Raw genomic sequence first — 23,534 nt, 5'->3', positions numbered from 1 at the left:
AATTATCTGTTTTACAGAATTTTATTTGGTAAAATGCCTATTTTTTTGTAATATCACTCTCATTTAAGGGGTAAATAGGCATGAAAACTCAACTAAATAGCTCGGCTATTGCGCTCTCAACTAACTGGTTGAGAGGGTTGAGTTTTTTGTTTTTTTTGTTGATGATGATGCTTTCGCATCCACCCAAAGTGATGGCCGAAGGTTCCGGAACTTGGGGGACAGCCACTAATAGACAGAGTATGTTGTGGGTGCCAAGTGCAGGAAGACGAGTAACCAGTGAACCTATTGGAGAAGGTTGGTTTACATCAGGATATAATTATAGAGGATTCATGATGCTACCTTCGACGGCTAACGCTTCAAATTATCCAAATTATAACACTAACTATGACCCTCAACATAGGGTATTTGTTTATGTAAGAAATGGAGAAACCGTATTTTGGGGTTTCAGATTGACAGCTGCAACCAGAAGAAGGTCTAACACAAGTACTACCAGCAACAATATCCGAGTTAGATGGTATTATGATCTCAATGATACAGGTTTTTATCCATCAGCTAGGACATTTGATAATGGAAGAAGAGACGCTTCTGATAATCAATATGATGCTGTAAGCGCTGAAGGAGAAATTGGTCGGCCCGCTAATGCTTTAGCTGCAGCCAATGGTCCAAGTCAAGTAACCAACACAGGCTATACAGGATTTTCATTTACTAATAACACCGGCCAAGATCGGGCATTTTGGGTAGAAATAACGGATGTATGGAATGAGCCCATTTGGGACGGTGCAAATATTGATTTTTGGGATGTAACAGTCGCCTCAGGTACACCTGGTAATTATACTCGCATTAACGGTCGTTTATATTGTAAGTTTTGGAGTATTTCCAATTCTCGAAGTAATAAAGCAGCATACGCTAGTAATCCTACATTTAGTGTAGGAGAAAATTTCAGCTTTCATGAAAATTTTGGATTCTTTGTTCCAATTGATAATACCTACACAGCCACTTCCAATGATTATTTTGTAAAAAATATAACGTTTCCCGGCTCTTCAGGAGGATGGACAAATTTCTTTGCAAACGATGAAGGTCCAAGATCTGGTTTAGGATTTGTCGAAAACAGAAAGTCACTACCTAATGAATCTGGTTCTAACAGGCCGCCTCCACCAAATATACTTTATCCGCTATTTTTAAATGACCCTGACCCATCAATTTGGCAAACCACCATTGCTCCAACTGCTACTTTGGATATAGTATACAGGGAGAAATCGGCCCCATTAACAGGAGGCGAAGCTAATGTAAATATTTCAATTAGTTTACCTGCAATTGTAGATATTCTGATTGATATTAATGGTAATGGGCTTTACGATCCGGCAACAGATTTAATAATATCAGAAATATATGGCGAACCTGGAAACTATTCAATTTATTGGAATGGAGAGGATGCACAAGGTGTAGAATTGCCAAGCGGTGGTGAAGTAAATTTCATAGCTACTGTTGTCTTTTTCCCAGTTCATTTCCCAATTTATGATCTAGAACTTAGTAATGGAGTTTATGTAGACAATATTCGTCCAGGAGAAGTGGGGGCTGATTTCATTTTTTGGGATGATTCATTAGTTCCAAGAACAGGTACTGGAATTACAGGAAGCCCACAATCTACTTCCATTAATTTAACAGGGCTGTTGAGCCCTGAACATATTTGGACAGCAACTGGAGACAATGGTTTTGGAAATAATGTTACCATCAACACCTGGACTGCCTCCTCTTTCTCAATTGTACGACGTATTAGTGGATTTACGTTCCTCTCCATATCCGGAAATGTCTTTGAAGACGAGCTTAGGAATGGCGTTGTAGAAGGTGTTGGGGTAAATATTGCAGGCTTATATGCGGTGTTAGTGGATGAGTTTGGCAATGTGGTCAGTTTTGCTACGGTTCAATCAGACGGAACTTTCACGATTATCGATGTACCCAATGGAGAGTTCAGTATATTACTAACAACAACAATCCCGGTTAATGGTATGTTGGCACCACCAGTTATCTTGCCAAACTTTTATGAAAGTACAGAAGAGTTTTTGGGTACAGGCTCCGGCGATGACGGAACGCACAATAGCATACTTACAAATATTGTCGTCAACAATGCTTCCCTGACCGATGCCAACTTTGGTATTCGGCCAATAGAGTATGACCTAATTTCCCTCAAATCAGTAGATAACAATCGTCCTGAAGTAGGTGATGAAATTGAATTTTTGATTGTCGTCGAAAACCGTGGCAGAAGTCCTATAAACCAAGTTTTCCTAGATGAGGAAATGCCAAGTGGTTATCGATACATCAGCCATACAACAACTAAAGGGAGCTTTGATCCGACAGTTTGGCCTATGTTATGGAATATCGGCACCATGGCAAGTAATGAAATTGTGGAGTTAAGAATCATTGTGGAGGTGCTTGGAGCTGGGGAATTTAGAAACGTAGTAGAAGCTTACAGTAACAGTGGTATACCCGATAGCAATCCTCATAATAACGAGGCAGATGAAGAAACCATCATCCAATTACCAGTGACTTGGCTTTACTTCCATGGCAGAGCACAAGAAAAACGGGTAGCCTTGGAGTGGGCTACGGTACAGGAGAAGAACAATGAATTCTTTGGCATTATGCGCTCTTCTAATGGCCGGGACTGGCAAGAAATTTCCAGAATAAAAGCCGTTGGAAATAGTCAAGACATTTCTCTTTACCAAACATGGGATGAAAACCCACTTCGAGGAATAAACTTCTACCGCATCCGACAGCAGGATTATGATGGCAAGATCAGCTATACTCAAGTAATTCGCGTTGACTTTGCGGCAGAAGATAATTTATCTGTGTATCCCAATCCTCATGCATATAGCTTTACTGTGGAATTCTCTGATTTAGCCCAATATGATATCAGTTTACTCGATGCCATGGGCAAACCTGTGAACATTCAATTTATCGACCATCAGCAACATGCCGCCAAAATCGGTACCGAAAACTTACCCAAAGGCATTTACTTTCTTCGCATCAGTAGTGCAGGATTCTTGAAAGTTCGCAAGCTGGTAAAAGGTACCTAAGAAAGACACAACAAACCAACGTATACCTACCATAATAGGAAATATCAAATCTTATGCAGCCCCTTAGACTATTGGTATTCTAAGGGGCTTTTTTGTTAGCTTGATTTTCCTATCCTCTTTTCCCAGCATTTATTGATACCATTGAAGTATCTAAACTTCATCAAAAACTTAAGCACTATTCAGGTAACTATCTATTTTTCAAAACTTCATAAAGGTCAAAAACCACTTCAAAAAGTTCAAATTGAGCTGAGTTAAAAAGCAGCCTCAAAAATGAAAATACATACTCCCATCACTTCCATTATTGGTGTTTTATTGCATTTAATCGGTCAATGATTATTCTTATCTCAAAAATTTTCTACGATTTTTTTAGTTTTGTCGTTTTTTCAAACATTTTAAATTGCATTTTGTAAAGTCAAAAAAACTGAATACATCAATAAAGTTATTTTATCACCTAATTTTTTGTTTTGCATTATTTTTAGATTCAACTTCAATCAACATTAATAAATGCAAATAACACCAAAGATGCCGTCACCTATCGAAAAGCTGTTATTAAAAAAGTACAAAAAGAGTGCAAAAAAATTGGAGTTTAGTTATTTGATGATTTCCTTATTCTTGGCCCTAGTTCCAGGAATGTTCATCAATGCTGAGGCACAATCTTGCAACACCTGTGATTTTACGTTCAATTCCACAGGAGGACCTACTATACCCAATAATGCCAATGGGATACGGGTATGTATTGCTGCCAATAGAACAACAGCAATTAATTTCAATAATGCGCAAAATGTAATTATCTGTATCGAACAAGGAGTGACAGTAAATGCTGATTTCAATAGTCTAAGCAGCTTAGCTACCATCAATAATTTTGGAATATTTACGGCACGCAACGATTACAATGGTAACTGGACCATTAACAACTCGGGGACATTGACCGTCAATTTTGCTAACCTCAATTCCGGACGAACGATCAACAGTACAGGGACTTTTATCCGCAATGGAGACTTTACAATCAATGGCTCACTCAATCTTTCCGGTACCTCATCAGTTTCAGGAAACTTTACGGTCAATGGTGGGGCACAGGTTTCTAATTCAGGCACATTAGGCGTAGGCGGCAACTATCAAAGCAATGGGCAGACCAATTCATCCGCTGGCACCATCAACATAGGGGGCAACCTTACCAATAATGGTAGCGGATCATTCAGTGTGAGTGGTGGTAATATAGGTGGGAATGTTCAAAATGACGGAAACATCGCTATACATGGCTTTTTGGATATTGCTGGTAACCTTACCATGAATGGGGGCGCCAATGTTTCCGCAGGAGATAACAATCAGCCCAATTACCTAAACGTGGGTGGGGATATAACTGGAGCAGGGTGTTTAAATGGAAATAACGGTATACTCTTTACCAATAAGTTTCAAACTTCAGGTGGAATTTGCCGCAATGGGCAAGTTTTTATTGGGCAAAGAACTGGTTGCTTGGAAATTATTGAATTACCTGCCATTGCCTCAGGTTCCGAACAGGTGTTTGAAAGGATTTACATTTTCAGATGTAGCACAGGTTGGACAGTCCCTGCATTATCTGAAGATGAAGAACCCTTTGATGAAGCGGAGATCCTTGTAGTCGCGGGAGGCGGTGGTGGTGGTAGAGGAACAAGTGCTGGCGGTGGCGGTGCGGGAGGACTGATTTATAATTCTTCTGTCAATTTAAATCCTGGAGATGTACTACCCGTTATCGTTGGAACAGGTGGTCTTGGATCTACTTCTATTAATTCTCGCGGAGGAAATGGAACCAATTCTAGTTTTTTAAATTTTGTAGCTGTCGGAGGTGGTGGAGGTGGTTCAAACAGTAATGGGGTATTAAGTGGAAACCCTGGTGGGTCTGGGGGCGGAGGTGCAAACGCTGGAGGTAGCGGAGGAAATAATCAAGCAGGACAAGGAAACAGAGGGGGACAAGCAAATAATTCAGGGGGAGGAAATAGATCTGGAGCTGGAGGCGGAGGGGCTGGAGGGGCTGCTCCAAATGTTGCCAATGGCAATGGCAACCCTGGAGGACCCGGAGGAGATGGGTCTGCTCAGAGTATTAGTGGTGAACTTGTTATTTACTCGGGAGGTGGCGGTGGAACTGGGCAAAATACACCTGGGGATGGTGGCTCCGGAGTTGGAGGAAATGGGAATAATTCAGGAAATGGAGGAAATGGCAGAACTCCAGGATCAGGAGGCGGGGCTGGCTCATTAGGTGGTGGAAACGGTACCGATGGAATAGTCATTATTAGAAAGCGATTTGTAATCACACCTGTAGAATACCTTTACTTCAATGGCTCATTTAATTCCTCACAGCGAGCAGTGACTCTGCAATGGGCTACGGGCAAAGAATGGGAAAACTCACACTTTGAAATCGAACGAGCGATCAATCAGGTTCAGGATTTCCAAACAATCGGAGAAGTGGAAGGAGCTGGCTTCTCAGATGTTCCAGTTTCCTACACATTTGTAGACGACCGTCTGCCCATGGCGGGAGGAATGGCCTATTATCGCTTAAGACAAGTGGATTTTGATGGAACCTATGCATACAGCGATGTGGTGGGAGTTCGCACCTTCCCACAACAAACAGATGGAAAAGTATGGGTTACCTACCCTAACCCTACTACTGGCCATGCATTTACCTTGGATTTATTGAACACCGATTCCTATCAAGATGAATCTTTACAAATTCATTTGATTGCTACAACAGGAAAGAAATTTACCATTAGTGGGAGAAATCTAACTGAAATAAGCAGAGAAATAGGTCAAAACCTACAAATACTAGAGCGTGGAGTCTATATTTTAGAGGTAAGGTGGGGAAATAAGATCGAAATACACAAAATTTACAAAATGTGACACTTGTTACCAACTGCAAAATTTTTTGTTTAAAATTCGTTTTTTATTTTGTGAAATACATTTTTGTATATATTTTTGTGTCGTTGTCTTATACACCCGACACATCCCTAATAAATATGCTTCGTAAAATTAGTTTCTTCGCCTTTACATTAATTTTGGTTGCGCTTCAAGTTCAAGCGAACAGCTGTTCTGAAGTACCATTCACAAATCAAGTAACAAATTCTACTGGTACTGAGGCAAGGCCAAATCAAATTAGTTTTGCAAATAACGCTATATCTTCAAGCTCTGTTGTAAAGGTAAGCGGTAGTGGTTTTCACGTTTGGGAAACATCTAACTCCACAACAATTAGAGGAATAATCGTTGAGTCAGGTGCAAACGTAGCTCTTGGAACAGCAAACAATAATGCAAACAGAGCAGCATTTTCAATAGAAGGAACTGCTAGCCAAAAAGGACGTATAATTGTAAGAAATGGTGCAACCCTAAACTTGGCTTGGATTTCCGATCTCCGCAATACAATAATATGCGTTGAGGATGGAGGAACTGTCAACTTTAATTCTAGTGGCTCAAATACTAGAAATAGATTCATTTTTGACGGTGTAGATATCGTATTAAATGGACCGAATGCGAAACTAAATTTTGATAACGCAACTATCCAGATAAATGGCGAAGTAAACATTACAGGTGCAACTGGACCTATAGACTGTGTAAACAATAGCCCTGTAACTTCAAGCAGTACGACAAATATTTCATGGACTTCTAGTACCACAGGCATTTGTGCATTTGGATTGGGTATTGGTCTTCCAGTAGAGTTTGTATACGTTAAAGGAAATTTAAATCTTAAAAACCGTTCAGTATCGCTTACTTGGGCAACAGCCAAAGAATGGGAAAACTCTCACTTCGAAATCGAGCGTGCTATCGATCAGGTAAATTCTTTCGAAACCATGGGCGAAGTAGACGGTGTTGGTTTCTCAGATGAGGTCGTAACCTATTCATTTGAAGATGCTAAACTTCCACTTTCAGGTGGCATGGCTTACTACAGATTAAAGCAAGTGGATTTTGATGGAACATACGCATACAGCGAAGTAGTGGCCGTAAGAATCCCGGGTGCTGCCAATGTAAGTAATGTATGGAAAGCCTTCCCTAATCCTAACAAAGGAGGAGAGCGCTTCAACTTGGAATTGGCCAACCGTGCAGCTTATGCAGATGAATTGGTGATTGTAAAATTAGTATCCCCAGTAGGAAAGCAAGAAGTGTTCTCTGGAAAAGACGTTAGACAACTCTCGGATACCATCAGCCAAGCATTTCAAAAATCAACCAATGGCTTATACATCGTAGAAGTTGCTTGGGGCAATCAAAAAGAACAGATAAAAGTGATGAAACAATAAAAGGGACTAAATTCAATAAAGAAAGGACAGCTAAATGGCTGTCTTTTTTTTGCCAAAACACTATCATCTGCAAATTTTTAGCCATGAAATACAAAATTTTATAGACATTACTTTTTTTATCAACCGCGAAAAAGTACATTTGTAATGCAAATAATTGACTAGTTTTTAACAGATAGAAACCATGGCAACTTTTCGTACAAAACTCGGAACGCTTTTTCTTTTTTTTCTGCTTTTGGGCGTGGTAGTAGAGGGGTTTGGGGATGTTACAAGAGATTGTCTAATATGTGGAGGTAATAGAAATGCAGACCAGCTTTTATTACTCAATTTTAGAATTCAAGATGAATCGGGATCGCCTATAACTGTAGATAACTGTGATAACAATGAGGATTTCATAACTATTTCTTTTCAATACAATAGTGTGTCAGGTGGTGAAAAACATAACACATTTATAGGAGCTGCTCTTTTTCTAGTTTCTACAATTGATGGTTCGGAACAATTTGCACAAGACGTACTCTTTAACATGGGAACACTCCCTAATGGATCTGGACTTGTCTCTGTAACAAGAACAATCCCAAGACCAGCCAACTTCAATTGTTTAAATCAAAGACTTGAACTACGTGAAATAAACGCAGTTTGGTTAAACAGGAATAATTTAGCCCCTATTTGTGAAAACTATCAAGGTAATACTGGTATTTGTATTAGGTACCCTGATGTGAGGAGGGTTTCAATTGATGGCTTTTTTTATGATTTCGGGGCTGTTGCTGATTGTTTTGATGAAAATGGTGACACTGAAATCATTTTTAGTCTTACAGATTTAGCAGGAGGAAGCGGGAATTTTGACTTCATTTGGACAGTAAATGGTGAAAATAGATCTGAAAATCTAACTGATTTCGCAATTAGGGTGCCATTTCAACCAGGGGATGCTATCGATGTACAATTACGTGTAATAGACAGAAATAACCCAAGTTTAGTAATGCAGGTTCCACCTGAAAACCTAATTTGGAACACCGAAGCATTTAGCGCTAAAGTAACACCAATTCTGACAAGTCAAAATCCTTTTATCGGTGGTTTCGTCATCGAAGATTTACCGGGTGACGTTGAAGATTACAGAATAATTTTAATTAATTTATCCGATAACACAGCAACAACAATTACAGAACTAGATTTTTCAGGATTGGGTGAAGGAGATTATGAATTGATTATCATTGATGAAAATGGGATTTCTAGATGCTTTACGTTATTGATTGATTTTACAATTTTACCAGTAATATACGCTGACCTTACCCTTACATTTAATCCTGAGCAACGTGCGATAAATTTCCGTTGGTCTACAACTAAGGAATGGGAGGCTTCACATTTTGAAATAGAAAGAGCAGATAGGGGGAATAAATTCCACAAAATTGGTGAAGTGGATGCTAGAGGATGGTCTGATGAGTTAACTCACTACAACTTCGAGGATAAAAATCTACCACTCACAGGTGGGAATCTGCTTTACCGTTTGAAACAAGTGGATTTCAATGGGAAATCCGAGTATTCTGAAGTGTTATCAGTTCGTCAGGTTCCAAGAATGGAAACCACCCAAGGCGTCTGGAGAGCATTCCCTAATCCTACAAATGGATCGACATTCAAAGTGGGTTTATTGGATCGTTCAAATTATGGGGATGAACCAATTACCTTTAGATTGGTACATCCACTCTTTCAAACAGCCCCCATCACGGTGAATACAGAAATAGAAATGAACAATCAACTAGCACTTCAGATTTCCCGCGTTCCAAAAGGTATTTTCGTCGTTGAAATCCAATGGGAACGAAAAATAGAACATATAAAAGTATTGAAAAACTAAAAAAAAGGGGCTTAAAAGGCCCCTTTTATCGTTTTTCCTCAATCCAAGACTTATGCACAATCTTCCATTGCCCATCGATTTTGAGTAAGGTCAGATAATCGTAGTAATACACCCCCGGCCAAAAGAGTTCGGTAGTGGCTGAGGCCATGTAGCCTTTGAATTCAATGTTGATCAAGCGATTATCGAAATCAGCAGGATTGCGAGGCGTTCCTTGGGCAGTACCGGAGGCCCATTGTTCATAAGGAGTAACAGTAAAGTTTTCTCCCCGGAAACCTATCAATCGAGCATTGGCATCAAAAGCCTGATCCAGTTTATTTCTATCCCGCTGCACCATTCCATCAAAATACAACTGCACTGTCGCCGCAATCGCCTCTCGCTCCTCCGCTTCCGTTTGCCCAACTACAGCCGAAGCAAACAAGAACATCACCAAAACCAAGCTTCCAATTTTTTTCATAAATTTCTATTTTTCTTGTCCGAAAAGGGTTCACGCAACGGCCGCAACGACTTTCGCCACGAGCGCAAAGGTTTTTTTTGATACGCCACCAATATCCAAGTATCAATCAATATCCTTTTTTAGCAAGTGATGATCACAGATACTTTGCTGACGCAAATTGGTCTTGAAGAACACCATCCAATATTTCAATTTATTTCTACTTTATTTCCACTTTATTTCAAAATACTAGTTCACGCCACGTCCGCTACGAGTATCGCCACGAGCGCAAAGGTTTTTTTTCCCCCCAATATCTAAGTATCCAATATCAATCAATATCCTTACCCTCCTTATTTCAAATTATTTCTACATTATTTCACCCTTATTTCAGTCAAAGGACTAACCAATATCAATCAATATCCACAAATATCCATCAGTATCACCTAATATCCCACCCCCATATTATACAAGCCAAACGCAAAAATATCTGCTATCTCCGCTATTTGCATGGCCGTTGGTTTACCAGCACCATGGCCTGCGTTGGTTTCGATACGGATCAAAACTGGATTTTTGCCTTGGTGGGCAGCTTGTAGGGTGGCTGCAAATTTGAAGGAATGGGCCGGAACTACCCGATCGTCATGGTCAGCAGTAGTGACCAAGGTGGCAGGATAAGCCGCCGGTCTCAAATTATGCAAGGGAGAATAGCCTTTCAAATACTGGTACATTTCTTCACTATCATCAGCCGTCCCATAATCATACGCCCAACCTGCACCAGCAGTAAACTGATGGTACCGCAACATATCCAACACACCCACCGCAGGAAAAGCAACTTTCGCCAAATCCGGTCGTTGCGTCATCACCGCACCCACCAATAAGCCTCCATTGCTTCCTCCACGCAGAGCCAGGTAATCGGATGAGGTATAGCCTTTTTCGATCAAATACTCCGCTGCTGCAATGAAATCATCAAAGACATTCTGCTTGTTCATTTTAGTACCAGCCAAATGCCAGTTTTCTCCATACTCTCCTCCCCCACGAAGATTAGGCACAGCATACACACCCCCATTTTCCAACCACACAGTATTGGCAATGCTAAAATACGGAGTCAAACTCACTCCAAAACCTCCATAGCCATACAAAATCGTTGGGTTTTTTCCATTCAATTCCAACCCCTTTTTGTGCGTGACAATCATCGGAACACGGGTGCCATCTTTGGACGTGTAAAATACCTGATTGCTTTCGTATTGCGTAGGATCAAACTGAATTTTTGGGGCATTGTACAACATGGAAGCACCGGAAGCAATGTCGTAACGGTAAGACGAACTCGGATTGATGTATGAAGTGAAGGAATAATAGATGTAAGATGCATCATTTTTTCCTGAAAATCCACCAGCTGAACCTACTCCTGGTAATTCAATCAAGCGCTCCTCATTCCCTTGATAATCAAATTGACGCACTTCAGAGATGGCATCTTTTAGATAAGAAGCAAAAAACTTTCCTCCAGCTTTTGAAATATCTAAGACATTCTCCGTCTCCGGAATGACATCCACCCAACTGGATGGATCAAATTGGCTAACCGAAGCCTTTACAAGTTTATTGTTAGGAGCTCCCAAATTGGTAAAAATATACAAATTACCATCCGCATGGTCTACCACATAATGGGTATTGTCCATAGTACGAACGATGGGGACAATAGGAGCGTTTACCTTCTGCAAATCCTGAAAATAAAGCTCATTACCCGTGGTGCTATTTGCTGCTGTGATGATCAGGTACTTGCCATCCTCTGTCACGCTCGCACCCACATACCTTCGAGGATTGTTATCATCACCAAATACCAATACATCCTGACTTTGGTCTGTACCGAGTTTGTGATAATAAAGCTTATGGTTGTTGATGAACGCTGATAATTTAGAGCCTCCTGGTTTATCATAGGTCGAATAGAAAAATCCTTCATTTTCCTTCCAAGCAATCCCCGTAAACTTGGCATCCAAAACCTTGTCTTCCAAAGGCTCCTTGGTCTTCGCATCCATCACATAGATATCTCTCCAATCCGAACCCGCAACAGAAACCGCATAGGCAAATAAGGAACCATCAGCAGTAAATGCAGCACCTCCCAAAGAGCTTGTACCATCTTCGGATAGGTTATTTGGATCTAAAAAGAGTTCTTCCCCTCCACCTCCATACGGTCTTCGGAAAAGGATAGACTGATTTTGTAACCCATCATTTTTGTAGAAATATTCAAAATCTCCATTTTTAGAAGGGGCAGAAATACGCTCATAATTCCAGACTTCTTCCAAGCGTTGCCGAATGGCTTCTCTGAATGGGATTTGTGAGAGGTAGCCAAAAGTCACCTCGTTTTGGGCTTGCACCCAAGCTTTGGTTTCTTCGGCATAATCGTCTTCCATCCATCGGTAAGGATCCGCTACGGATGCTCCCCAATAGATGTCTACTTGGTCGGATTTATGGGATTCTGGATAAGTCACGTCGATTGTAAGGAATTTTTCTTGAGATTGGCAGGCCATCGTAATTAGGCCCATCACTGCAACATACAGGATACTTTTGTTGTTCATAGGTGTAAGTTTTTGGGTTAATATGCAAAAGCGCTTGGAATTTAAGAATCTTTAGCGATGTATTCCTTAAATTTGCAAAATTGATTATCACGTAGGTAGCTAAACAATGGCAAAAAAGAGAGGCACAGCCCTTGAAGAACACGAAAAACGACAGCTCAACAAACAGAATCTGAGTAAGCTAGGGGGGATATTTAAGTTTGTATGGCCATATCGGTTCTCTTTTTTTATGGGAATGGTCTTCTTACTCTTTTCAAGTTTGACCCTATTGACATTCCCATTTGTCGCTGGTAAACTTATCGACACTGCTTCTGGAGAATCCTGGATTGTGGAAGACGTCAATTGGATTGCTTTAATGCTTGTAGGCATCTTACTTATCCAAAGTGTATTTTCTTTTTTCCGCGTCTGGCTTTTTGCTAAAGTCAATGAGCGCAGCATGCGAGACATCCGCAAAGCCTTGTATTCCAAATTGGTGCAGCTACCGATGACCTTCTTTGACAAGCGAAGAACAGGAGAATTGATCAGTCGTATCACATCTGATGTGAGTATGTTGCAAGAAGCCTTTTCTACTACCTTGGCAGAACTCTTCCGTCAGCTCATTACGCTCTTGGCGGGTGTTGCATTTCTATTTTTTACCACACCCAAGCTAACCATCTTTATGGTGGCTACTTTTCCGATACTAGTGATTTTTGCAATGGTATTTGGAAAATTTATCCGCAAACTCTCCAAGCAAACTCAAGATGAATTGGCTGCCGCCAATGTAATCGTGGAAGAAACCATGCAGTCGATCATGACAGTTAAGTCCTTTGTTGGGGAAGACTTTGAATCAAGACGTTACGAAAATAGCCTCAATAAGGTAGTCAAAGTGGCCTTGAAAGCTGCTGGTTTCCGAGGAGCCTTTATTTCCTTTATCATCTTTGCTTTATTTGGTGGCATTGTAGCTGTCATGTGGTACGGAGCAACCTTGGTAGCTTCTGGAGAGATGAGTGTAGGGGATTTGGTGTCATTCGTACTCTATACTACCTTTATTGGTGGTTCCATAGCTGGATTGGGAGATATTTATGGTCAAATCCAAAAAGCAATTGGTTCGTCCGAGCGTGTATTGGAAATCTTAGACGAAGAAGCAGAAGTATCTACAGCCGATTTTCAGCAAGTGCCCGTTTATGGCAACATCGTTTTTGATCAGGTATCTTTTGCATATCCCACCCGATCTGAAGTAGATGTCTTACAACAACTCAACTTTGAAGTGGATGCAGGCCAGAAAATCGCTTTGGCAGGACACAGCGGAGCTGGTAAATCGACCATTATTCAGCTATTGCTAAAGTTTTACGAAGTCAGCAAAGGAGAAATACGAGTGGATGGCAAGCCTATACAAGATTGGAATTTGAAGCAATTGCGCTCCAATATCGGGATTGTGCCTCAAGAAGTCTTATTATTTGGAGGAAGTATCCGGGAAAACATTGCCTATGCCAAACCCGATGCTACAGAGGAGGAAATCATCGAAGCTGCCCGAAAAGCCAATGCCTGGCAGTTCATCACCAAACTTCCAGAAGGCCTAGACACCCTAGTTGGTGAGCGGGGAATCAAACTCTCAGGAGGTCAGCGTCAGCGGGTCGCTATTGCACGGGCAATTTTGAAAGATCCAGCAATCTTAATTTTAGATGAGGCTACATCTTCATTAGATGCGGAATCAGAGTCTTTAGTACAGGAAGCTTTAGATGAGTTGATGAAAAACAGAACCACCATCATCATCGCCCATCGACTAGCGACCATCCGTAAGGTGGATAAAATCTATGTGCTATCAGAGGGCAAAATTGTGGAACAAGGTTCTCATGAATCATTGGCCTCCCAAGAAGAAGGGTTCTATGCCAATCTTGTGCGATTGCAATTTGCTGAGTAATTTTTGACCCAGATAAAATAACAGATGTCACAGACTGACCCAGCTTAGATCTGAAAATTTGTTGGTGTTTAACCGTGGAGAAATCTAACCATGTACAAACTTTTTTTGCTGGATTTGCATTCTTAAAACGAATCAAACTCACAAAACGATCATGGAAAGACCTGATTTCAATATAGCTGAAGTAAATAAAATTATTCGTGGACGGAGATCCATGTTTGTGGCACAGTTTAAGGAAAATGATCCTGTGGACGATGCCATCATTGAGGAAATGCTCACCAATGCCACTTGGGCACCAACACATAAATTGACTGAACCTTGGGAATTTACCGTGTTTTCAGGAGAAGGATTGAAGCGCTTTTCGGAATTTCAATCGGGCCTATACAAAGAGCGGGCTGAAAAAGCCGGTAATTTCATAGAAGCTACCTACCAAAAGCTCAAAGAAAACCCACTCAAAGCCTCTCACATCATTGCCATTCAACTCAAGCGTGACCTTCGTGCAAACTTACCTGTCATGGAAGAAATCGCTGCTGTTGCCATGGCTGTTCAGAACATGTACTTAACGGCATCTGCACATGGACTTGCAGCCTATTGGGGAACAGGCGGACCAACTTTCTGGCCGGAAGCCAAAGAATGGTTTGGTTTGGGTGAAGAAGATATGCTGATGGGCTTTTTCTACGTAGCCAAACCCGCTACCGACAGATGGCCGACGGGGAGAAGAAAGCCAATTGAGGAGAAGGTGAATTGGGTTAGGTAATGATATATGCTAGCGCGATATAAGTTGAAATAAGCCTCCTACCTTTGGTAGACAGGATCGGCGATATATTGGTGGCGTGTAAATAAGGAAATTATTCTTTAAAAAAGCGTCAAGCAATTTCAGAACGAGACTAGTGCCACGGTGGTTGAGCGGAGTCGAAGCCAGTGGAGAGGGGACAGTGAGCAGCGGGAAGTGAGCAGTGAACAGTGAACAGTGACAAAAAAAGATACCCTTAAAATCTAACTATTACATTTTTAGTGAAAGACCCGGCAGGTTTTTAAAACCTGCCGGGTCTGGATTTTCGATGTAGAAGTAACGTCCACATAGCAAAAATCCTTCAAGCACTCCATCAATCCCTTGGCGACCGTGGCGGAGAAACGCTGCGCTCGTGGCGTGAAAAAAAACTGCCTCTTTTCGCAATTCTGAAGACTTGAACCAAACCGTGGACAGTGGACCGTCCAACCGTTGACCGATATTACATTCCACTGAATCTCGGAGGCTCGATGCCGTTTGCACGGATATAGGAAATAGCAGCACCTCTGTGGTGGGTAGTATGGTCATCGATCAAGGCCAATACCTGTCTGCGACTAGCTGTACTTCCGAAAATTTCTACATTCTCCGCGAACTGAGCGGCAGTCAGTCCACTGGCAGTAAGCTTCACATAATCGTAGCTAGCAGATACCAACGCCTTCAATTCTGCTTTTGTAGTAGGCTTCACGCTAGGGTCAAATGAAGGATCCGACCCATTTAGAAAGTTCTTAGCAATCATCACCATCGCACCCGATAGGTGTGTCACCTGCTCATTGAAGCTCATCGCAGAAGCATGAGGCTTATAATCCAAGAGATTATCCGGCATCTTGTCTACAACATCGAGTGTAAACTGCTTGCCATTATCCCACTTGGCAACAAATTCTTCAATGGTTGTTTGTGCTGATGCAGAAAATGCAGAAAAAAGCATCATTGCACCCAGAAGACTTGCAAAAATTATTGGGGTCTTTTTCATTGTTTGTATTGTTTTGTACGTTTAAATGATAAATCTATTCTGTCAAAACCAATAGATACTACTACCTTTGACTTATGCATAACAGAATATTTTGCACGCTTGTTTCCATTTGCTTCCTTTTCTCCTGCGGACAGGATTATTTACCCAAACCCAATGGTTACAACCGCATCGATCTACCCGAGCGGGCATTTGAAATGCTTTCCATGTCCCAACCCTATGTTTTTCAACATTCTACCCACGCGTTTATTGAGTCAGATTCCTTCAATTTAGCTCAAAAAACTTGGATCAATCTGAATTATAAAACACTTGGAGCCAAAGTTCATTTAACCTACTTGCCCCTGGATACCAAAGGAAAAGACCTCAAAGCAGTGCTCAACGATGCTATCAACCTCACGGCCAAACATCAGATTAAAGCCTATGGCATAGAAGAATCTGTCCTGCTCACGCCCAAAGGGTACACAGGAGTAGTTGCGGAGTTAACTGGCGAAGTGCCTACCCAATTTCAGTTTTTTGTCACCGACTCAACAGAAAACTTTCTCCGCGGAGCATTGTATTTCAACACCGCTATGAAAAATGACTCTCTTTCTCCAGTCATAGAGTACATCAAGGTAGATTTGGTCCACTTAATCAACACGTTGGAATTTAAAAAGTTGTAAAGGTGAATACAGGGCTACCTATTCACGGAAAATTGGTTAAGTGGATGGTATTCACAGGTGATTTGCCTATGCAATGTGTGGATAGACAAAATAATTGCTATCTTGGTACATAGACATAAACCCTACCCCTATGACCTTAGAAGCTGTATTTGGAATGGCGAGCACCTTAGCGTTTTTTGCTTGGATAGGCTTGTTTATCTTTTATTCCCAACCGTGGATATATACCACCCTGTTTTCTGGAGTATTGATGTTGTTGGGCGGAACCTACGTGTTTTACCTCATCTATGGCATTAGCACAGGGGATATGGAAGGCGCCGGATTTGGGAGTTTGAGCGAGGTAAAGGCTCTGATGAGTTCAGATGAGGCATTACTCGCTGGTTGGATTCATTACTTGGCATTTGACCTCTTCGTAGGCATGTGGATTGCCAACGATGCTTGGAAAAAAGATATCAGCAGGTGGCTGTTGTTGCCTGCACTACTCGGGACATTCATGGCCGGTCCTTTTGGGCTGATGCTATATTTCATTATCCGAGCTACAAAAACTGGGACGCTTTCACAATCTACCATAGCCTAAGCGATCCCTGAAACCAAATTTTATTTTAATTCTTTCCTGTTTTTTTAGCTAAACTTTAAATTATTTTGAATTGGCCTTGAGCCACAATGGAAAATGTTTGTATCTTTGACGGGCAAATAGGGTTACCTAACCACATTTGCCATGAACAGAAATTCAGATAAATTCCTCTACGAAGCACTTACTTACGATGATGTGCTTCTGGTGCCCGGTTACTCAGAAGTATTGCCGAGAGACACCCACACTTCCACCCAACTCACCAAAAACATTCGGTTAAACATACCACTGGTATCCGCTGCTATGGACACCGTTACGGAATCCGAATTGGCCATTGCCATCGCATTGGAAGGAGGACTTGGATTCATCCACAAAAACATGTCTATTGAGAAACAGGCCGCGCAAGTGCGAAAGGTAAAGCGTTCTCAGGCTGGAATGATTTTGGATCCCATCACCTTAGATATTGATGCAAAAGTAAAGCATGCAGAAGCCATCATGCGTGAATACTCCATAGGGGGTATCCCTGTTGTAGATGAAAACAGAACACTGAAAGGAATCATCACCAATCGTGATCTCCGATTCATCAAAGATCCAAACGTAAACATCAAGGACATCATGACAATAGATGGCCTGATTACTGCCAAAGCAGGGGTTTCGTTAGAGCAAGCAGAGGAAATCCTCCAAGAATACAAAATCGAAAAACTGCCGATTGTTGATGAAGAAAACCGATTGACAGGATTGATCACCTACAAGGATATTCTAAAGAGAAAAGATAAACCACATGCCTGCAAAGATGAATATGGCCGCTTACGGGTAGGCGCAGCAGTAGGTGTGACAGCTGATATTGTCGAGCGTGTAGAAGCTTTGAAAAATGCAGGTGTAGATGTAGTATCCATCGATACTGCACACGGACATTCCAAAGGTGTCATTGAAACCTGCAAAAAAATCAAAGATGCTTTCCCTGACCTAGATGTCATTGTGGGCAATATTGCAACGCCTGAAGCAGCGACTGCTTTAGCAGATGCAGGAGCTGATGGGGTGAAAGTGGGTGTTGGACCTGGCTCTATCTGTACCACCCGTGTGATCGCAGGTGTAGGTGTACCACAACTTTCAGCTGTGTTTGAATGTGCAGAAGTATTAAAAGGCAGAAATGTACCGGTAATTGCTGACGGTGGCATCCGTTATTCAGGTGACTTGGTAAAGGCCATTGCAGCAGGTGCTGGTTCGATCATGATAGGTTCCCTCCTAGCAGGTACAGAAGAAGCTCCCGGCGAAATGATTATTTACGAAGGAAGAAAATTCAAAACCTATCGCGGAATGGGATCCTTGGAAGCCATGGAATCAGGTTCCAAAGACCGCTACTTCCAAGATGCGGAAGATAATATCAAAAAACTAGTACCGGAAGGTATTGTTGGTAGAGTTGCCTACAAAGGTCAGGTAGCTGAAGTATTGTACCAATTGGTAGGTGGACTGCAAGCAGGCATGGGCTATTGTGGTACCAAAACCATTGAAGATCTACAACGCGATGGAAAATTTGTCAAGATCACCGCAGCGGGTGTAAAAGAATCGCATCCTCACGATGTAAGCATTACCAGAGAAGCTCCAAATTACTCAGCGAAACTATAAAAAAAGGGGGTCATTTTGACCCCCTTTTTTTATTCCTTTTTAATTCAATCTTCTCAGATAACGGAAGAACTCACTATCCGTGGATAAGACCAAGCTGGTATTTTCATCCATTGCTTTTTCAAAGCTTTCCATAGAACGGACAAATTTATATAGATCAATTGATTGTCTATTGCGATTGTAAGCCGAAGCATAAATATTAGTCGCCTCTGCATCAGCTCTACCTTTGATTTCCTCAGCCAATTTAAACGCTTCAGATTGGATTTGTGCAAGATCCCTCTCCTTATTTCCCTCAATTTTTCTGGCTTCTCCTTGACCCTCTGATTTAAACTGATCCGCAATTCGAACCCTCTCGGAAATCATTCGATCATATACTCGATCCCTAACCTCATCTACGTAATTCATACGTTTGAATCGAAAATCAAGAATCCGAACACCTAAATCTACGGTACGCTCATTTGCTTTTTCCAATACAATCTTTTCAATCTCAGCTTTACCCACAGAAATGTCTTCTAAAACTTCTATTTCCTCCATAAAATCTTCTGTGATTTCTGGATTTCTGTTAGAGGAACGCACCAAATCTAGTAGGTCATGACTGGCTACTGCATTCCGCGTTTCACCATCCAAAATATCATCCAATCGGGATTGTGCCGAACGCTCATCGCGCAATCGGATGAAAAACTGTAAAGGATTGGTTATCTCCCAACGGGCATAAGAATCCACAAATATAAATTTCTTATCTTTTGTAGGAACTTGATTTCTGTCTCCATCCCATTCTAAATATCGCTTATCAAAGAATTGAACCTTGTGAAGAAATGGAATTTTAAAATTAACCCCTGGCTCTGTTCTTGGTTCCCCAACAGGCTTTCCAAATTGTGTTACAATGGCCTGCTTGGTTTCATCCAGTATATACACACTGCTCCACAATAAAATAGCAGCCAACACTCCAATAGTAATTAAAACTGTGCTTTTTGTTTTCATGGTGTATTGGATTTTACTTTGTCAATATTTAATAATGGCAACACGTTGTTACCCTTTTCATCCACTATAATTTTGTTACCGATTTTTGGCAATACACGTTCCATGGTCTCTAAATAAATCCGTTGCTTGGTGACCTCTGGAGATTTGATATACGCATCAAATAAAGCATTGAAACGTTCCGCCTCCCCTTTGGCTCTATTTACACGATTCAATGCATACGCTTCGGCTAACTGAACAGTTTCTTCTGCTTCACCTCTTGCGCGCGGAATGACTCTGTTATATTCGGCCTCTGCTTGGTTGATCAAGGTCTCTCGCTCTTGTTGTGCTTGGTTTACTGCATTGAAAGATGGTTTTACTGGCTCTGGAGGATTGACATCTTGCAATACAACTTGATCAATCCGGATACCATTTTCATATTCATCACACATTTTCTGCAGCAGTGCCTCAACCGAACTCGCCACTTCTTGTCTCCCAACAGTTAACACCTCATTCACTGTGCGGTCACCAACGATTTTACGCATAGCCGCTTCAGACATATCTCTCAGTGTTTTTTCCGCATTCCGTACACGGAAAAGATATCGGTAAGAATCTACAATTCTATATTGAACTACCCATTCTACATCAGACAGGTTCAAATCTCCCGTGAGCATCATGCTTTCATCCCCAAAAGAACTCTTAGAATATTGAGTCTGTGCCCCTGCATTGGTTGTACGGAAACCAAACTCTTGCTTCAATTGTCGCTGTACAGGGATCTTGTACATAGTTTCCACTCCAAAAGGAATAATGAAACTCAATCCAGGATCAACTGTTCTGTTGTACTTACCTAATTGAATGACTACTCCTTCCTCTTCAGGGCCCACAGTTTTGATACCTGTTACAATTGCTGCCAACAAAATGAAGCCAACAATGATTTTTGGTGCAAATTTTTTGATCCAATCTGGATCAATATTAATCTCGTAATTTTTATCTTCCATTAGTACATCTTGTTTCGACTCCTAATTTACGGCTTTAACTTGAGAAAGTTGGGATTTGGGGATATTAATCGATATTGAGATACTGGTGAGATCTGGTATTGAAATATGGTGGAAATAAAGTAGAAATAAATTGAAATATTGGATGCTGTTCTTCAAGACCAATTTGCGTCAGCAAAAGATCTGTGATCATCTGTGAAAATCAGTGGCTGAAAAAGGATATTGATTGATACTTGGATAACTTGTCCCGAGACCTTGGGATTGAATGGATATTAGGGGTGCGTATCAAAAAAAAACCTTTGCGCTCGTGGCGATAATCGTAGCGGACGTGGCGTGAACTAGTATTTTGAAATAAGGTGGTAATAAAGTAGAAATAAACTGAAATATTGGATGCTGTTGTTCAAAGCCAATTTGCGTCAGCAAAAGATCTGTGATCATCTGTGAAAATCAGTGGCTGAAAAAGGATATTGATTGATACTTGGATAACTTGTCCCGAGACCTCGGGATTGAATGGATATTAGGGGGGCGTATCAAAAAAAACCTTTGCGCTCGTTGCGATACTCGTAGCGGGCGTGGCGTGAACTTATTTTTTGAAATAAGGTGGAAATAATGTTGAAATAAATGGAAATATTAGATAGTGACTTCAACCACCAATTTGCGTCAGCAAAAGATCTGTGATTATCTGTGAAAATCAGTGGCTGAAAAAGGATATTGATTGATACTTGGATAACTTGTCCCGAGACCTCGGGATTGAATGGATATTAGGGGGGCGTATCAAAAAAAACCTTTGCGCTCGTGGCAATACTCGTAGCGGGCGTGGCGTGAACTAGCATTTTGAAATAAGGTGGTAATAAAGTAGAAATAAATTGAAATATTGGATGCTGTTGTTCAAAGCCAATTTGCGTCAGCAAAAGATCTGTGATCATCTGTGAAAATCAGTGGCTGAAAAAGGATATTGATTGATACTTGGATAACTTGTCCCGAGACCTCGGGATTGAATGGATATTAGCGGGGCGTATCAAAAAAAACCTTTGCGCTCGTTGCGATAATCGTAGCGGACGTGGCGTGAACTAGCATTTTGAAATAAGGTGGAAATAAAGTAGAAATAAATTGAAATATTGGTTGGTGTTGTTCAAGTCCAATTTGCGTCAGCAAAAGATCTGTGATCATCTGTGAAAATCAGTGGCTGAAAAAGGATATTGATTGATACTTGGATAACTTGTCCCGAGACCTCGGGATTGAATGGATATTAGGGGAGCGTATCAAAAAAAACCTTTGCGCTCGTTGCGATAATCGTAGCGTCCGTGGCGTGAAATAAAAATGGGGGATGTAAAAACTATGGATCCTTTGCGTGGCCTTTGAATCTTAGCTGTTAAAAAAGCCTATCTTTGAAGTACATGGATCAGCTACAAACGTTAATCGAAAATTATGTAAAGGCCTACAATTCGATGGATATTACAAGCATGCTCATGAGTTTACACCATGACATTGTATTTGAAAATTATTCCAAGGGCGTATTGATGCTTCGCTTGGAAGGAATCCAAGCATTTGAAATCCAATCGGAAAAAGCTTGTACCTTCTTCACTTGGAGGAAACAAACCATCAAAGATTGGCAGATCTCCGATGATAAAATCATGATTACGATTGATTACCAAGCGGAATTGGCAATGGATTTTTCAAACAGCATGAAAGCAGGAGATCTATTGAAATTGTCTGGTACCTCCACCTTTCAGTTCAAAGATGGTCTCATCAGCTACATCAAGGATGAAAGCTGAAGTCTTCCAAGGCCTGTAATAAAAGCATTTGATTTTTAGCGCGATGCAGATTTTGATTTTCATAATGAATGGAATAATAAATATTCCCATGGAGATAATCCGCCAAAAACCGGAAGCCCATGATGCAGGTCATCATTTTACCTCCAAACGCTAATGAGGCAATTTCATCTGTAGTCAAAAAGTTTTTCCCTCCTTCTACAAAACCCTCCCACAAAGCAGCATATTTTTGTGGGTCTAGGCTTATTTTATCCCAAGCAATGGATGATTCAGGCTGCGTACAGGCAACCGTCCTCACCAAATCCCCAAAATCATACATAGCATACCCCCCCATGATGGTATCCAAATCGATTACAGCTGATACCTCCTTTTTATCCAAGGAAAAAATTAGATTATTGACCTTGGTGTCGTTGTGCGTAACCCTGAGAGGTAGTTTTTGGATCCAAGAATTATATTCTTCCACTAATTTCTCCTGACCCAAATAAAATGTAAGCAAAGCCTGTAATTCATCCGTTATCTCTCGTTGGGTTTGTGCATACGCTTCTTTCAACTGCTGAAAACGCAGGTCCAAATCATGAAAAGCGGGGATTGTTTCCTGAAATTGAAGCGCATCTACGTCTGTACAAGCCTCTATAAATCTAGCAAAGGCTTCTGCTGCAAGTCTTGCCTCAGCCAATCCTTCTACTTCGTCCAAACACAGCCCCTCCACAAAAGGACTGATTCTGAAAAGTGCTTGGCCCTCTTGTGTAAATAGCTGTCCTGAAAGATTGGGAATTGGTAGTGGTAATTGAAATGGAAGCTGTTGGCTTTTTAACTTAACAATTAGCAAAGCATGGTTGGAAGAAATTCTATCAGGCTGAGTAAAAACCTTTGCGTTGAATTGCTGCAAAACATACGCAGACTCATTCCAAAAAAACTTGAACGTTTGATGAATATGGCCTGTACCTAATCTTTCAATGGAACCTAAGGTCATACCATACGCTTCTTGAAGTGCCGTAATCCACGGATATGCTTGCATAGAGTGTATTTTAATCTCAAAATTATGGATTGTCCAATAAAAACCCTCACTTTTGAATTTGCTAAAAAATTATTTTTGTCAAGTGAGCTCTTTTGATTTGCTTGAACTCGTAAATTCCTTACAT

At 41.1% G+C, this 23,534-nt stretch carries 16 protein-coding genes; 10 read left to right on the top strand and 6 right to left on the bottom strand.

Annotation, left to right across the window (positions count from 1 at the left end; genetic code table 11):
- The first annotated feature begins 80 nt into the window (after positions 1 to 80).
- The 4 genes from IPZ59_RS05345 (at position 81) to IPZ59_RS05330 (ending at position 9,170) form a co-directional block, all read left to right on the top strand.
- Positions 81 to 3,071, top strand: coding sequence for a T9SS type A sorting domain-containing protein (locus IPZ59_RS05345; RefSeq protein WP_236138848.1), 2,991 nt, complete (start codon positions 81 to 83; stop codon positions 3,069 to 3,071).
- 522 nt (positions 3,072 to 3,593) lie between these two features.
- Positions 3,594 to 5,942, top strand: coding sequence for a T9SS type A sorting domain-containing protein (locus tag IPZ59_RS20255; protein WP_262912256.1), 2,349 nt, complete (start codon positions 3,594 to 3,596; stop codon positions 5,940 to 5,942).
- 116 nt (positions 5,943 to 6,058) lie between these two features.
- On the top strand, positions 6,059 to 7,327 hold the full coding sequence (locus IPZ59_RS05335; protein ID WP_236138847.1) for a T9SS type A sorting domain-containing protein: 1,269 nt from the start codon (positions 6,059 to 6,061) through the stop codon (positions 7,325 to 7,327).
- Positions 7,328 to 7,508: 181 nt separating this feature from the next.
- A complete protein-coding gene (locus IPZ59_RS05330) occupies positions 7,509 to 9,170 on the top strand; it encodes a fibronectin type III domain-containing protein (protein ID WP_236138846.1) in 1,662 nt (553 codons plus the stop codon).
- Positions 9,171 to 9,195: 25 nt separating this feature from the next.
- Here the strand turns inward: IPZ59_RS05330 and IPZ59_RS05325 are convergent, their stop codons facing one another.
- Entirely contained in the window at positions 9,196 to 9,624 is a 429-nt protein-coding gene (locus IPZ59_RS05325) for a nuclear transport factor 2 family protein (RefSeq protein ID WP_236138845.1), read from the bottom strand.
- Positions 9,625 to 10,043: 419 nt separating this feature from the next.
- Entirely contained in the window at positions 10,044 to 12,167 is a 2,124-nt protein-coding gene (locus IPZ59_RS05320) for a prolyl oligopeptidase family serine peptidase (RefSeq protein ID WP_236138844.1), read from the bottom strand.
- Between the two features lie 106 nt (positions 12,168 to 12,273).
- Here IPZ59_RS05320 and IPZ59_RS05315 point away from each other — a divergent pair, with 106 nt between their 5' ends.
- Positions 12,274 to 14,064, top strand: coding sequence for an ABC transporter ATP-binding protein (locus IPZ59_RS05315; RefSeq protein ID WP_236138843.1), 1,791 nt, complete (start codon positions 12,274 to 12,276; stop codon positions 14,062 to 14,064).
- Between the two features lie 151 nt (positions 14,065 to 14,215).
- Positions 14,216 to 14,818, top strand: coding sequence for a nitroreductase family protein (locus IPZ59_RS05310; protein ID WP_236138842.1), 603 nt, complete (start codon positions 14,216 to 14,218; stop codon positions 14,816 to 14,818).
- A 475-nt stretch (positions 14,819 to 15,293) separates the two neighbouring features.
- Here IPZ59_RS05310 and IPZ59_RS05305 read toward each other — a convergent pair whose 3' ends face one another.
- Complete coding sequence (locus tag IPZ59_RS05305; RefSeq protein WP_236138841.1) at positions 15,294 to 15,821, bottom strand: DinB family protein; 528 nt, start codon at positions 15,819 to 15,821, stop codon at positions 15,294 to 15,296.
- A 74-nt stretch (positions 15,822 to 15,895) separates the two neighbouring features.
- Between IPZ59_RS05305 and gldD the strand changes: the two genes are divergently transcribed.
- The 3 genes from gldD (at position 15,896) to guaB (ending at position 18,671) form a co-directional block, all read left to right on the top strand.
- A complete protein-coding gene (gene gldD, locus IPZ59_RS05300) occupies positions 15,896 to 16,477 on the top strand; it encodes a gliding motility lipoprotein GldD (protein WP_236138840.1) in 582 nt (193 codons plus the stop codon).
- A 130-nt stretch (positions 16,478 to 16,607) separates the two neighbouring features.
- Entirely contained in the window at positions 16,608 to 17,051 is a 444-nt protein-coding gene (locus IPZ59_RS05295; protein ID WP_236138839.1) for an ABA4-like family protein, read from the top strand.
- A gap of 141 nt (positions 17,052 to 17,192) precedes the next feature.
- Positions 17,193 to 18,671 carry an IMP dehydrogenase gene (guaB, locus tag IPZ59_RS05290; RefSeq protein ID WP_236138838.1) on the top strand — a complete coding sequence of 493 codons (1,479 nt, stop codon included), beginning with the start codon at positions 17,193 to 17,195 and terminating at the stop codon, positions 18,669 to 18,671.
- Between the two features lie 39 nt (positions 18,672 to 18,710).
- Here the strand turns inward: guaB and hflC are convergent, their stop codons facing one another.
- Positions 18,711 to 19,649 carry a protease modulator HflC gene (gene hflC, locus IPZ59_RS05285; RefSeq protein WP_236138837.1) on the bottom strand — a complete coding sequence of 313 codons (939 nt, stop codon included), beginning with the start codon at positions 19,647 to 19,649 and terminating at the stop codon, positions 18,711 to 18,713.
- Complete coding sequence (gene hflK, locus IPZ59_RS05280; protein WP_236138836.1) at positions 19,646 to 20,623, bottom strand: FtsH protease activity modulator HflK; 978 nt, start codon at positions 20,621 to 20,623, stop codon at positions 19,646 to 19,648. The genes hflC and hflK overlap by 4 nt, the downstream gene beginning before the upstream one ends.
- 1,394 nt (positions 20,624 to 22,017) lie before the next feature.
- On the opposite strand from hflK, the gene IPZ59_RS05275 reads away from it, so the two are divergent.
- Entirely contained in the window at positions 22,018 to 22,395 is a 378-nt protein-coding gene (locus tag IPZ59_RS05275; protein WP_236138835.1) for a nuclear transport factor 2 family protein, read from the top strand.
- Here the strand turns inward: IPZ59_RS05275 and IPZ59_RS05270 are convergent.
- Positions 22,379 to 23,410: a phosphotransferase enzyme family protein gene (locus IPZ59_RS05270; protein ID WP_236138834.1), complete on the bottom strand. Its 1,032-nt coding sequence runs from the start codon at positions 23,408 to 23,410 to the stop codon at positions 22,379 to 22,381. The two genes, IPZ59_RS05275 and IPZ59_RS05270, sit on opposite strands and share 17 nt — an antisense overlap.
- Positions 23,411 to 23,534 lie beyond the last annotated feature (124 nt).

It is taken from the genome of Mongoliitalea daihaiensis (assembly GCF_021596945.1).
In the GTDB taxonomy this organism is placed as follows: Bacteria; Bacteroidota; Bacteroidia; order Cytophagales; family Cyclobacteriaceae; genus Mongoliitalea; species Mongoliitalea daihaiensis.
Note: the sequence above shows the minus strand (reverse complement) of the source record. Positions and strands in the feature narration are given on the sequence as shown.